At 67.9% G+C, this 12238-nt stretch carries 17 protein-coding genes; all 17 read right to left on the minus strand.

Features of this window, described 5'->3' with window-relative positions; genetic code table 11:
• Positions 1-93: 93 nt before the first annotated feature.
• Entirely contained in the window at positions 94-810 is a 717-nt protein-coding gene (locus AB0M65_RS36630) for a TIGR03943 family protein (protein ID WP_364038655.1), read from the minus strand.
• Entirely contained in the window at positions 807-1823 is a 1017-nt protein-coding gene (locus tag AB0M65_RS36635; RefSeq protein WP_364038658.1) for a permease, read from the minus strand. Before AB0M65_RS36635 ends, AB0M65_RS36630 begins: the two co-directional genes overlap by 4 nt.
• A 37-nt stretch (positions 1824-1860) precedes the next feature.
• On the minus strand, positions 1861-2283 hold the full coding sequence (locus tag AB0M65_RS36640; RefSeq protein WP_364038661.1) for a hypothetical protein: 423 nt from the start codon (positions 2281-2283) through the stop codon (positions 1861-1863).
• Complete coding sequence (locus AB0M65_RS36645; protein WP_364038664.1) at positions 2280-3101, minus strand: isoprenyl transferase; 822 nt, start codon at positions 3099-3101, stop codon at positions 2280-2282. Before AB0M65_RS36645 ends, AB0M65_RS36640 begins: the two co-directional genes overlap by 4 nt.
• Positions 3102-3140: 39 nt before the next feature.
• Positions 3141-3902 carry a DNA repair protein RecO gene (recO, locus tag AB0M65_RS36650; protein WP_364038667.1) on the minus strand — a complete coding sequence of 254 codons (762 nt, stop codon included), beginning with the start codon at positions 3900-3902 and terminating at the stop codon, positions 3141-3143.
• Between the two features lie 49 nt (positions 3903-3951).
• Entirely contained in the window at positions 3952-4395 is a 444-nt protein-coding gene (locus AB0M65_RS36655; protein WP_364038670.1) for a CD225/dispanin family protein, read from the minus strand.
• A gap of 39 nt (positions 4396-4434) precedes the next feature.
• Positions 4435-4914: a CD225/dispanin family protein gene (locus AB0M65_RS36660; protein ID WP_364038673.1), complete on the minus strand. Its 480-nt coding sequence runs from the start codon at positions 4912-4914 to the stop codon at positions 4435-4437.
• Positions 4915-4968: 54 nt separating this feature from the next.
• The gene (locus tag AB0M65_RS36665) at positions 4969-5997 is read right to left on the minus strand and encodes an RDD family protein (protein ID WP_364038676.1); all 1029 of its coding nucleotides are present in this window, start codon (positions 5995-5997) and stop codon (positions 4969-4971) included.
• Positions 5998-6143: 146 nt separating this feature from the next.
• The gene (locus AB0M65_RS36670; RefSeq protein WP_364038679.1) at positions 6144-6596 is read right to left on the minus strand and encodes a DUF2752 domain-containing protein; all 453 of its coding nucleotides are present in this window, start codon (positions 6594-6596) and stop codon (positions 6144-6146) included.
• Complete coding sequence (locus AB0M65_RS36675; RefSeq protein WP_364038681.1) at positions 6593-6943, minus strand: CD225/dispanin family protein; 351 nt, start codon at positions 6941-6943, stop codon at positions 6593-6595. Before AB0M65_RS36675 ends, AB0M65_RS36670 begins: the two co-directional genes overlap by 4 nt.
• Positions 6944-6965: 22 nt before the next feature.
• Complete coding sequence (locus AB0M65_RS36680; protein WP_364038683.1) at positions 6966-7307, minus strand: CD225/dispanin family protein; 342 nt, start codon at positions 7305-7307, stop codon at positions 6966-6968.
• Positions 7308-7473: 166 nt separating this feature from the next.
• Positions 7474-8373 carry a GTPase Era gene (gene era, locus AB0M65_RS36685; RefSeq protein ID WP_364038685.1) on the minus strand — a complete coding sequence of 300 codons (900 nt, stop codon included), beginning with the start codon at positions 8371-8373 and terminating at the stop codon, positions 7474-7476.
• Complete coding sequence (locus AB0M65_RS36690; RefSeq protein WP_364038688.1) at positions 8370-8699, minus strand: cytidine deaminase; 330 nt, start codon at positions 8697-8699, stop codon at positions 8370-8372. The genes era and AB0M65_RS36690 overlap by 4 nt, the downstream gene beginning before the upstream one ends.
• Positions 8692-10044 (minus strand): hemolysin family protein, encoded by a 1353-nt coding sequence (locus tag AB0M65_RS36695; RefSeq protein WP_364038691.1) that lies wholly within the window; start codon positions 10042-10044, stop codon positions 8692-8694. The genes AB0M65_RS36690 and AB0M65_RS36695 overlap by 8 nt, the downstream gene beginning before the upstream one ends.
• A gap of 2 nt (positions 10045-10046) precedes the next feature.
• On the minus strand, positions 10047-10601 hold the full coding sequence (gene ybeY, locus AB0M65_RS36700; RefSeq protein ID WP_364038694.1) for an rRNA maturation RNase YbeY: 555 nt from the start codon (positions 10599-10601) through the stop codon (positions 10047-10049).
• A complete protein-coding gene (locus tag AB0M65_RS36705) occupies positions 10598-11695 on the minus strand; it encodes a PhoH family protein (RefSeq protein WP_364038697.1) in 1098 nt (365 codons plus the stop codon). The genes ybeY and AB0M65_RS36705 overlap by 4 nt, the downstream gene beginning before the upstream one ends.
• A 114-nt stretch (positions 11696-11809) precedes the next feature.
• Positions 11810-12160: a histidine triad nucleotide-binding protein gene (locus AB0M65_RS36710; protein WP_364038700.1), complete on the minus strand. Its 351-nt coding sequence runs from the start codon at positions 12158-12160 to the stop codon at positions 11810-11812.
• Positions 12161-12238 lie beyond the last annotated feature (78 nt).

Below are 12238 nucleotides of genomic sequence, written 5' to 3' on the forward strand. Positions count from 1 at the left end.
GGCGCACGGTGTCGGCGTACAGCCACGCGCCGCCGTCTTCGAGGTCGTCGCGGGCAAGGAAGGGGGCCTTCACGTACTTGGGGGACTGGGCCTTCAGTACTCGTAAGGGTCCTTCGGCGCCGGAACCTGCCGCACCGAGGTGAGCGTGAAGTCCGGCATGTAGCTGTTTCCCCGCACCGCCGTCCCCGGGACGACGACGCCGGTCACCTCCAGCCAGGTGTCGTTGCCGAAATCCGAGACGCCCTCCCCCACCAGCCGCACGGTGATCGGGAAGGCGTCGGCTGCGCAGCAGCCGATGACCAGCCGGGCCAGCATCGTGTTGCCCTCGTTGTGCACGACGAAACCGGACAGCTTCACCGTGCGCCCGTTCAGCGTCCCGCTCTTGTCCCAGCCGGCGCGGCTGACGAAATCGTTGACCTCCAGCGGCACTACGTCGCCGGCGGGCAGGGGTGGGAAGGCGGCCGCGTTGCTCGCCGAGGCGCTCTGCGGTGCCCTGGCCTCGGTGCGGGTCACCGAGTCCGCGCCCAGTGCGGGTGGCGCGACCAGGAAGACGGCCAGCACCGGCACCATCAGCAGCCACGCCGACCGTGTGTGGTGGTCGTGCGCGTGGGCATCCAAGGCGGCGGCCCGCGCGGCCAGCAGGTCCCGGACGATCGCGACGGCGCCCAGCGCGACCATCACGGCGCCGCCCGCGATGATCCACGGCTGCTGCGCGGGTTTCACGTAGCGCAGGTAGTCGCCGTTGACGGTGATCTTCAGCAGCGCCCCGCCCAGCAGGATCAGCAGGATGTTCTGGGTCTCGCGTTTCACGCGCCACCTCCGAGGATGAGCACGCCCGAGACGACAGCGCAGGACAGCGCGACGACGAACGTCACCGGCGCGAACCGCAGCGCGAACGACTTGCCGAAGGTGCCGGTCTGCAGTGCGAACAGTTTCACGTCGATGGCCGGGCCGACCACGAGGAACACCAGTTTCGGCACCAGCGGCACCGCGGTCAGCGACGCGGCGACGAACGCGTCGGCCTCACTGCACAGTGCCAGCACGACGGCCAGCACGGCCATCACCAGCACCCCGAGCACGACCTGCTCCCCCAGCACGCCAAACCATTTGGCCGGCACGAGGACGTTCATCGCGGCCGCGATCATCGCGCCCAGCACGAGGAAACCACCGGCCTCGACCAGATCACCGCGCGCGGTCTCGGCGAACGTCTTCCAGCGCGAACCGTGCTGGACTTCGGGAAGACGCCGCAGGGCGCGCTCCGCGATCCAGTCGAGCTTGCCCCATTTCGCCCACAGCCAGCCCATCACCATCGCGGTGGCGAGCGAACCGGCGAACCGGGCGAACACCATCTCCGGGTTGCCGGGGAACGCGACAGCGGTGGCGACCAGGACCACCGGATTCACCGCGGGCGCGGCCAGCAGGAACGTCAGCGCGGCCGCGGGCGCGACGCCCTGGCCGATCAGCCGTCGCGCCACCGGCACCGAAGCGCATTCACAACCCGGAAGCGCCACCCCGGCCAGACCCGCGACGCCGACGGCCGCACCGGCTCGCCGGGGAAGCACCTTCTCCAGCACCCGCGCGGGGACGAACGCCGCGATCGCCCCGCTGATCAGCACCCCGAGCACCAGGAACGGCAGCGCCTGCACACAGACGGCGACGAACACCGTCGAGCCGGTCCGCAGCGCCGGCACGTCGAACACCTGCTGGAGCCAGCCCTGCCCGAGGATCGCGATCAGCAGGATCGCGCAGAGCACCTCGATCGAGGTGATCTTGAACCGCCGGGCCGGCTTCTTCTCCGTGGCGCTTCTGGAAATGGTTTCCATGCGCGGAATGATGCCAGGTGACCCTGTGTGGAGGAGATCAGTCCCCGGGTGTGGTGCCCAGCAGATCGGTACGCAGCTGCGACGCGGTCGACACGACCAGCATGAGCAACGTCCCGAGCGGCGAGGGCTCCATCCCCTCGGCCGGGAACGCGTACCTCAGCGTGATGTCGATGCCCTTCTCCGAGCGCACCACACCGAGCGTCCCGAACAAACCCTGACCGGCACGTTCCGCCGCCGAAACCGCGATCGCCGGGTCGTCCGGCAGATCCCAGGCGACCACGCAGGTCAGGCTCAGCACGGTCAGCCCTTCGGCCAGCCGGGTCGCCTGGATGACGCAGGGGACGTCCGCGTGCGCGAAGGTCAGGGCGCCGTCGTCGTCGACGTGGACTTCCAGGTAGCGCTCAAGTGCTTCGCGTGCCGACGTCAGCAACGCCGCCGTGTCCGCTGCTTCGGTGGTCATGCGGTCCCTTCAGAAGCCTTGTCGATGGCGCCGCCGAAGCGCCTGTCCCGTTTCGCGAATTCGAGGCACGCCCGCCACAGGTGGGTGCGGTCGAAATCGGGGAAAAGTGTGTCCTGGTAAACCATCTCGGCGTAGGCCGACTGCCAGAGCAGGAAGTTCGACGTCCGCTGCTCCCCCGACGGCCGCAGGAACAAGTCCACGTCCGGCATGTCGGGCTGGTACAGGTACTTCCCGATGGTCTTCTCGGTGACCTTGTCCGGGTTCAGCTTCCCGTCGGCCACGTCCTGCGCGATCCGGCGCATCGCGTCGGCCAGTTCGGCACGGCCGCCGTAGTTGACGCACATGGTCATGTTCAGCGCCGTGTTGTCCTTGGTCTTCTCCTCGGCGACCTGCAGTTCCTTGATGACGCTCGCCCACAGCTTCGGACGGCGGCCCGCCCAGCGGATGCGGACGCCGATCGAACCGAGGTAGTCGACCTGACGGCGGATGGTGTCGCGGTTGAAGCCCATCAGGAAGCGGACCTCTTCCGGGCTCCGCTTCCAGTTCTCGGTGGAGAAGGCGTACACCGAAAGCCATTTGACGCCCAGCTCCACGGCACCGCTGGCGACGTCGATCATCACCGCTTCACCGCGTTTGTGGCCTTCGATCCGCGGCAGGCCACGCTGGTTGGCCCAGCGGCCGTTGCCGTCCATCACCAGCGCCACATGCTTCGGGAGCAGTTCCTGGGGGATCTCCGGCGGCCGGGCACCGGACGGATGCGGCTCCGGCGCGCGAAGTTCGAATTGTGACGCTTTGTTCTCGCGTCCCCTGCGCAGCACCTGCGAGCCTCCTGATCGAGTGAACCTGTGTCCGCGACCCTACTGCGCCGGGATGATGGTCTCCCGCGCACGCCTCTCCACCAGCGGCAGCGACCGCAGCTGCCGCTCCAGATGCCACTGCAGATGCGCCGCGACCAGGCCGGACGCGTCCCGCCGCGGCACCGGCAGCGAGGCCTCGGCCACCGTCCACTCGCCGTGCAGCAGCGCCGCGAGCAGGGTCAGGACCTCGTGCGAGGGATGCACGCAACCGGGGACGCGGCAGTTCGGGCACATCGAGCCGCCCGCGGACACGCTGAACGCCTTGTGCGGCCCCGGCAGGCCGCACCGGGCGCATTCGGTGATCGCCGGCGCCCAGCCCGCGTAGGCCATGGCACGCAGGAAGAAGGCGTCGAGGACGAGGGAACTGTCGCGTTCGCCGCCCGCCAACGCACGCAGCGCCCCGACGACAAGCATGTAGAGCTTGAGCACCGGCTCGCCCTCTTCGGCGGACAGCCTGTCCGCCGTCTCGGCGATGGCGCTCGCGGCCGTGTAGCGCTGGTAGTCCGCCACCAGCGGCAGCGCGAAGGCGTCGACCGTCTCCACCTGGGTGATCACGTCGAGGGAACGGCCGGTGTAGAACTGGACGTCGACGTGCCCGAACGGCTCCAGCCGCGCCCCGAAGCGCGACGAGGTCCGACGCACGCCTTTCGCGACCGCACGGACCTTGCCGTGCCGCCGCGTGATCAGGGTGACGATCCGGTCGGCCTCACCCAGCTTGTGCGTCCGCAACACCACCCCGGTGTCGCGATAGAGGTTCACCACCCCGACATCGTCCCATCTGGGACCGACATCGGGGTGGTGCGCCCCGAAATCAGCAGTAGCTGCCGTAGCAGCTGCTGTAAGTGGTCGCCGACGCCGCGAGGATGACGGCGAAGATGATCCAGAGGATCGAGAGCAGGCAGCCGATGCCACCGATGATGGTGGCGATCAGGCAGAGCGTCTTCGTCGACTTCGACGCCTGCTCCGCCATCATGTAGTTGCCCTGCATCTTGTACGTGTTGACCTCGTTGGACTTCATGATCGCGAAAATCGCGATGATCCAGAAGAGGAAAATGCAGCCGATCGCCCAGCCCTTGTAATCCTTGATGGCGTTGATGTCACCGCCACCACCACCCGGCATGCCGCCGGGAGCGCCGTAAGCGGGCTGGCCATACGGGGCGGGCTGACCGTAGGGGGCGGGCATGCCGCCCGAAGGGGGGCCATAGCCAGGCTGCTGCTGGCCGTAGGGCTGCTGCTGGCCGTAAGGGTTGGTCATCGAAGTCTTCCTCGTTGTTCTTTCTGTCTTACCGCGCGGCTAGAACGCCGTCGCGACGGCCAGGATGATCCAGAGAATGGAGAAGAGGCAGCCGACGCCACCGATGATCGAAGCGATCATGCACATGGTCTTCGTCGACTTCGACGCGTCCATGGCGGCGGCGTAGTTGCCCTGCATCTTGTACGTGTTGACCTCGTTGGACTTCATGATCGCGAAAATCGCGATGATCCAGCAGAGGAAGATGCAGCCAATCGCCCAGCCCTTGTAGTCGGGGATCGAGTTGATGTCGCCGCCGCCGGGCATACCGCCCGGGCCACCGCCACCGTAGGGCGAAGGCTGGCCGTACGGCGCGGGCTGACCGTAGGGCGCCGGCTGGCCATAGGGCATCGGGTTGGCTCCCGACGGCTGGCCGTACGGCGACGGCGTGGCGCCGGACGGGGGTCCGTAGCCGGGCTGAGGCTGCTGGCCATAGGGCTGCTGCTGGCCGTAGCCGGGCTGCTGGCCGTACGGGTTCGTCATCGGTTCCCCACTTTTGTCGTGCTTTCCGGCGGGTGGATCCCGCCGGTCCGGGTGCTACTGCTGCGGCGTTCCGGGCTGGTTCGGCCCGTCCGCACCGGGCAGCTGCTGCCTCAGCTGGTCCGGTGTGATCTTCTGCGTCGGCTCGGCTTCGTCGAATCCGGACGGCGCCTGCCCGCTCTGCTGCCCCGAACCGGGGCGAAGCACCTGTGTCGGCTCGGCCTCGCCGAAGCCCGGTCCAGGCTGGGACTCCGGGGACGGCGGCGCGGTTCCCGGCGGCTGCTGCCCGAACGGGCTCGGCTGGGACTGCTGCGGTGCCTGCTGCTGCCCGAACGGTTGCTGGGGTTGCTGCTGTCCGAACGGCTGCTGGGGCTGCTGACCGAAGGGCGACTGCTGCGGCGGCTGTCCGAACTGGCCCGGCTGCGCGCCGAAAGGCGCCGACGGCTGCTGCGGCGGCGCGGGGAAGCCCGTGGACTGGCCGAACGGCGCGGCGGCGGGCGCGGCGTCTGCCGGGACCACGACGGTGCTGAGGATTTTGTCCGCGAACGTCTGGCTCTTGTCGTCCCACAGCGGCCAGAGGTAGCCGAGCCCGCAGACCCAGCCGTCGAGGTTGTGGCACAGGTCGCGGACGAAGGCCATCAGCGGGCCGATGGGCTGGCCGTCGGCCTCGCGGACGAGCTTGATCTTCAGGATCTTCTTGCCGAGGGACTGGCCGGTGTTCCCCGTCTGGATCCACCGGTTGTAGAGCGTCCAGCCGAACGCCGCGACGTAGCCGATACCGGCGATGATGCCACCGATGACCGAGGACACGTTCGTGGCGATGACGATACCGATGATCGGCAGGATGACGATCGGTCCGAAGTCGATGAGGGCCGCCGCGGCCCGCAGGCCCCAGTGGGCGTAATCCTGCCGAGGACCGAACTGGGGCGCCTGGCCGAAGGGCGCCTGCTGGCCCGGCTGCTGCCCGAAGGGCGAGGGTTGCGGCTGCTGTCCGAACGGCTGCTGCGGCTGCGGTGACTGCTGCCCATCCCCGAACCCGGGCCGCGGCTGCTGTCCCGGCGGCTGCTGGCCGTAGGGAGTGGTCATCGAAATCCCCTCGCTGGTTCCTCGCCCCTGCCGCACGGGACCTCGTGCGGCGACCCGGCCTGAATGTACGGCATGGGACACGCCGAGCAGACCGGTGCGCGGGAGCGTACTCGGTCCCACCGACGATCCGGGGCCCGGCCCGGCGCTCAGACCTTCAGCGAGGTGAACGGGGCGAAAGGCAGGTTACGGATCACGAACCAGACGACGAACACGACACCGTACGCGAGCGGAGTCCAGCGCCAGTGCAGCCAGCTGTTCATCGCCCGGCCGCGGAGCCTGCCGACCGTCCAGGCGGCGGTGCTCCAGATGAGCATGAGGATGACCACAAAGGACACCGCGTTGTAATGCAGTGCGGCGGGGATGTCACCGTGCAGCACGCTGTAGACCATCCGCATGCCACCACAGCCGGGGCACGAGATACCCAGCAGCGCCTTGGTGGGACAGATCGGAAGCGGCCCGCCGGGGGTGGTGGGATCGCCAAGCCAGAGTACGACGCAGCCGAGCCCGGCACCGGCCGCGATGGCCAAGGACGGTCCCAGCGCGCGGGCCCGTGCTTTGAACCCGCGCGCCGGGAATCCCGTGTAGACGGTCGTCGTCACGGCGCGAAACTTCCCGCCGACGCACCGATGAAGATCATCACCACGACGAAAATGATGTACAGCAAGAAGAATCCGCCGGTGACGATCGCTCCCCACATCGACCACTTCTTGGCGTCGTCAGCGGCTTTATGGGCTTCGGCGTGGAAGCCCTGCGCCCACAACGTCTCTACCTGGCTCGACTTCACGATCGCGACGATACCCAGCGGCAAACAGCACAACACGGTGCAGAGAATGGCCCACACCAGGTTGTTGTCCGGCGGCGGGCCGTAGTTCGGCATGCCACCGTAATACGGCTGCTGCGGCGGAGGCCCGCCCGGAGGCGGGTAGTTCGGGTACTGGTCGGTCATGAAGTCTCCCCCTCGGTCGCTATCAGCGGTAGTTGTTCACATCGACCGAGTTAGCGTAGACACCGAGCACGACGAAGAAGACGACGTACAGAATGGCGACCACGACACCGGAGATCGCGGCGATGATGGCCCACTTCTTGGCGGCCTTGGCCGCCTCTTCCGCGGCGGCGGGCTGACCCTGCGTCCAAAGGCTGTTCACCTGGGTCGATTTGACGATCGAGACGATACCGAAGGGCGGGCAGCACAGGACCGTGCTGAGGATCGCCCACACCAGGTTGTTGTTGGGCGGCGGGCCCGGGTTGTTGAAGCCGCCTCCGCCCTGAGGGTCGCCGGAGTAGTTGGGCAGGCCCTGGTTGTCGGTCATTTACCGCTTTCCCTTCACGAATGAAATGTCGAACTGGACCCGGACGCCGCCGCCCGATCGGCGATCACCGGAGTCGAGGAGTGAGACTCTAGGGTTCGCCGTCCGGTTCCACACCATCAACCGGTGTCCGCGACCGAATCGAGACATACCGTTCAGGAGAAATCAGTCAGAAGCCCAGCCGTCGCAACTGACGGGGGTCACGCTGCCACTCTTTGGCGACCTTGATGTGCAGGTCGAGGTAGATCTTTGTGCCGAGAAGACCCTCGATCTGCTGCCGGGCGCGGGCGCCGACGTCCTTGAGCCGCTCACCCTTGTGCCCGAGGATGATGCCCTTCTGGCTCGGCCGTTCCACATAGAGGAACGCGTGCACGTCGATCATGTCGTCCCTGCCCTCGTGCGGCAGCATTTCTTCGACGGTCACGGCGATCGAGTGCGGGAGTTCGTCACGGACACCTTCCAGCGCGGCCTCGCGGATCAGCTCGGCGACCAGGGTCTGCTCGGGCTCGTCGGTGAGTTCGCCGCCCGGATACAGTTGCGGGCCTTCGGGAAGGTGGCGTACCAGCAGGTTCGCGAGCGCGCCGACCTGGAAACCGTCCACAGCGGACACCGGGATGAGTTCGGCGAACTCCATGACCTCCTGCAGCGCGAGCAGTTGCTCGGCGACCTGCTCGGGTTTCACCAGATCCGTCTTTGTGACGATCCCGACCACGGGCGTGCGCAGGGCGATCTTCTTCAGCTCCGCGGCGATGTACCGGTCACCGGGACCGACCTTTTCGTTGGCGGGTACGCAAAGCCCGACGACGTCCACTTCGGACCATGTCGAGTGGACGATGTCGTTGAGCCGCTCGCCGAGCAGCGTCCTCGGGCGATGCAGTCCCGGCGTGTCGATGATCACCAGCTGCGCGTCGTCGCGGTGGACGATGCCACGGATGGCGTGCCGGGTGGTCTGCGGTTTGCTGGAGGTGATCGCGACCTTGCTGCCGACGAGCGCGTTGGTCAGCGTGGACTTGCCCGCGTTCGGCCGTCCGACGAAACAGGCGAATCCGGAGCGATGCGGTTCGGTCATCGGTCCAGCACCTTGCCACTCGAATCGGCCAGGTGGATCGGCGCCGTTTCGGAAATGTCCCGCACGGCGTGCGCGGACTCCTCTTTCAGTAGCCCTTCGTCGCTGACGACGACGGCGGCCTCGATGCCCTCGGCGCCGCTCGACACGGCAGCGGCGACGGCGGCCTGCAATGCGGTGAGCTTGAACGACGGCTGGTCGACCGTGCTCGCCGCGTAGGTCCGGCCGTCGGAGTCGCGGAGCGCGGCGCCTTCGGCGGCCTGGGTGCGGGCTCGCGCGGACCGGGCCAGCGTCACCAGCTTCTGGTCCTCGGCGTCCAGCTCAGGCATGTTCGACACTCCTGTCACTTTCATCGGGCTGCGGGACCCGGGTGCGACGCCTGCCCTGTGCCGCGTCGTTCACCGCGTCCGCGTCGGCGGGGTGGACGACCACCGTGGTGATCCGCATCCGCCCGCGCCGGTCCTTACCGCCTTCGGCGAACAGCCGAAGTCCGGCGACCTCGGCTTCGGCCCCCGGCAGCGGGACCCTACCCAGTCGCTCCGCGAGCAGCCCGCCCACGGTCTCCACGTCGTGGTCTTCGAGGTCGATCCCGAACAGTTCGCCGAGGTCGTCGATCGAGAGCCGGGACGAGACGCGGACCGCGCCGTTCTCCAGTTCCTCGACCTCGGGGCGTTCGTCGGTGTCGGATTCGTCGGTGATCTCGCCGACGATCTCTTCGAGGATGTCCTCGATGGTCAGCAGGCCGGCGGTGCCGCCGTACTCGTCGACCGCGATCGCCATGTGGTTGTGCGAGACCTGCATTTCCTTGAGCAGGTCGTCGAGCCGTTTGGAATCCGGGACGAAGCCGGCCGGGTTCATCAGTTCCCCGACCCGGCGCTGCCGGCCGTCCTCGGCCATGTAGGCCTGCATGAGGTCCTTGATGTTGACCACACCGGAGACGTCGTCGACGGATTCGCCGATCACCGGCAGCCGGGTGAACCCGGTGCGCAGGGCCAGCGCGAGTGCCTGGCGCACGGTCTTCTCGTGCTCGATCCAGACGATCTCCGTACGCGGCACCATGACCTCGCGCGCGACGGTGTCACCGAGTTCGAACACCGAGTGGATCATCTCGCGTTCGGATTCCTCGACGACGCCGCGTTCCTGCGCCAGGTCGACCAGTTCACGCAGCTCGACTTCGGAGGTGAACGGGCCTTCGCGGAAGCCGCGGCCCGGGGTGATGGCGTTACCGACGACGATCAGCAGCTTGCTGAGCGGTCCGAGGATGGAGCCGAGGACGCGGACCGGTCCGGCGACGACCAAGCCGATCCGGTACGGGTGCTGGCGGCCGAGGGTGCGCGGGCCGACGCCGATGAGCACGTAGCTCACCACGACCATCACGGCACCGGCGACGACGACGGCGAGCCACAGCGGCCGGATCCAGCCGAGGATGTCGACGGTGACCAGCACGGTGGCGGTCAGCTCGCAGGTCATCCGCAGCAGCAGGATCAGGTTGATGTGGCGACGGCGTTCGGTGATGACCAGCGCGAGCTGCCGCGCGCCGGGACGGCCCAGCCGGACGAGGCCGTCGGCGCGGGCCTTGGAGACCGTGCTGATCGCGGCGTCGGCGGCCGCGAACACCCCGGCCAGCAAAATCAGCGCGATAGCGATGAGCAGCAGTGCCGTCGGACTGCCCATGACTAGGCGGGGGGTTCTTCGGCGGGCACGGTGTCGAGGCCTGCCGTGCCGAGAAGCCGGTCGTCCGCGGTGCGCTGCGCGTCACGCCGGTCCACCGCGGCCACCGCGGCCTGGAACTCGCCGAGTATCCGCTTTTGCAGGCCGAACATCTCGCGTTCCTCGGCGGGCTCGGCGTGGTCGTAGCCGAGCAGGTGCAGCACGCCGTGCGTGGTGAGCAGGTGCAGCTCGTCCATCAGGCCGTGCCCGGCGGTCTTGGCCTGGTCCTTCGCGAACGCCGGGCAGAGCACGATGTCGCCGAGCAACGCGGGCGACGCGTCGGGCGCGTCGGGGCGGCGGGAGGAGTCGAGCTCGTCCATGGGGAAGGCCATGACGTCGGTGGGACCTGGCAGGTCCATCCACCGTTCGTGCAGGTCCTCCATCACTTCGAGGGTGACGAGGAGGATGGACAGCTCGGCGAGCGGGCTGACCTCCATCTTGTCGAGTGCGAAGCGGGCGGCCGACACGATCGAGGTCTCGTCGACGTTCACGCCCGATTCATTGGCGATCTCGATGCTCATGAACGCCGCTGACCTTTCCAACCGCTGCCCTGGCCCCGGTTGCCCTGGTCCTGGCTGTCCTGCACTGCCTGCCACTTCTCGTACGCGTCGACGATGTCGCCGACGAGCTTGTGCCGCACCACGTCCTGGCTGGTGAGCTGAGCGAAGTGGAGGTCCTCGACGCCTTCGAGGATGTCCCGGACCACCCGGAGGCCGCTCTTCTGGCCATTGGGGAGGTCGATCTGGGTGACGTCGCCGGTGACGACGATCTTGGCACCGAACCCGAGCCGGGTGAGGAACATCTTCATTTGTTCCGGCGTGGTGTTCTGCGCCTCGTCGAGGATGATGAAGGCGTCGTTAAGGGTGCGGCCGCGCATGTACGCGAGCGGCGCGATCTCGATGGTGCCCGCCTGCATGAGGCGCGGGATCGACTCGGGCTCGACCATGTCGTGCAGCGCGTCGTAGAGCGGGCGCAGGTACGGGTCGATCTTCTCGTTGAGCGTGCCCGGCAGGTAGCCGAGGCGCTCGCCCGCTTCGACGGCCGGGCGGGTCAGCACGATGCGGCTGACCTGCTTCGCCTGCAGGGCCTGGACGGCCTTGGCCATGGCGAGGTACGTCTTGCCGGTACCGGCGGGGCCGATGCCGAACACGATCGTGTGCTTGTCGATGGCGTCGACGTAGCGTTTCTGGTTGAGCGTCTTGGGCCGGATCGTCTTGCCGCGCCGGGAGATGATGTTCATGCTCAGCACTTCGGCAGGCGACTCGTGGTCACCGGTGGAGAGCATGCCGACGGTGCGGCGGACGGTGGCCGGGTCGACCTGCTGGCCGCGGCCGGCGATGGTCACGAGTTCGGCGAAGACACGCTCGGCGAAGGCGACGTCGGCCGGGGTCCCGGTCAAGGTGACCTCGTTGCCCCGGACGTGGACGTCGGCGGCGAGGAGTTCCTCGGCGACGCGGAGGTTTTCGTCCCTTGAGCCGAGCAGGCTGAGCGCGGCGGCGTCGGGGATGGGGAATCGGGACTGGGCCGCTTCGGTGATGGAGGCCTCGTCGGCCTTCGTTGTGACGTCCGTGGGAACGTCGGGTCGGGCGGCTTCACCCGGTACGGTTCCGGCCACGTGGCCTCTGGCCTACTTCCTGCGCTTACGCTGCGATTTCCAACGACTCTGACTTGGTCGATGCTACTGGTTGCGGATGTCGGTACGCAGTCCGGTTTCTCCCGGCCGTGACCTTCAGCGGCCGAAATGTCCCAGCTGCTCGCCGCCGAGCACGTGCGCGTGCACGTGGAAGACGGTCTGCCCGGCGTCACCGTCGGTGTTGAACACCACCCGGTAGCCGGACTCGGCGATCCCTTCGAGTTCCGCGACCTTCTTCGCCGCCAAGGCGATATCCGCGAGCACCTGCGGATCGGCGGCGGCCACCTCGGCGACGTTCCGGTACCGCTTCTTCGGCACCACGAGCACGTGGACCCGCGCTTGCGGCGCTATGTCCCGAAACGCATACGTCGTCGCGTCCTCGTACACCTTCTCGGCCGGGATCTCCCCCGCGATGATCCGCTCGAACAACGTCTCCGCGTCACTCATCCCCCCACCCTATCCCCCACCTGCCCACGAGCAGGTGAGCCAAGGACATGAAGGCCCCCTTCCTAGCGCCTAGCGCAA

Source organism: Amycolatopsis sp. NPDC051071 (assembly GCF_040682875.1).
GTDB lineage: Bacteria > Actinomycetota > Actinomycetes > Mycobacteriales > Pseudonocardiaceae > Amycolatopsis.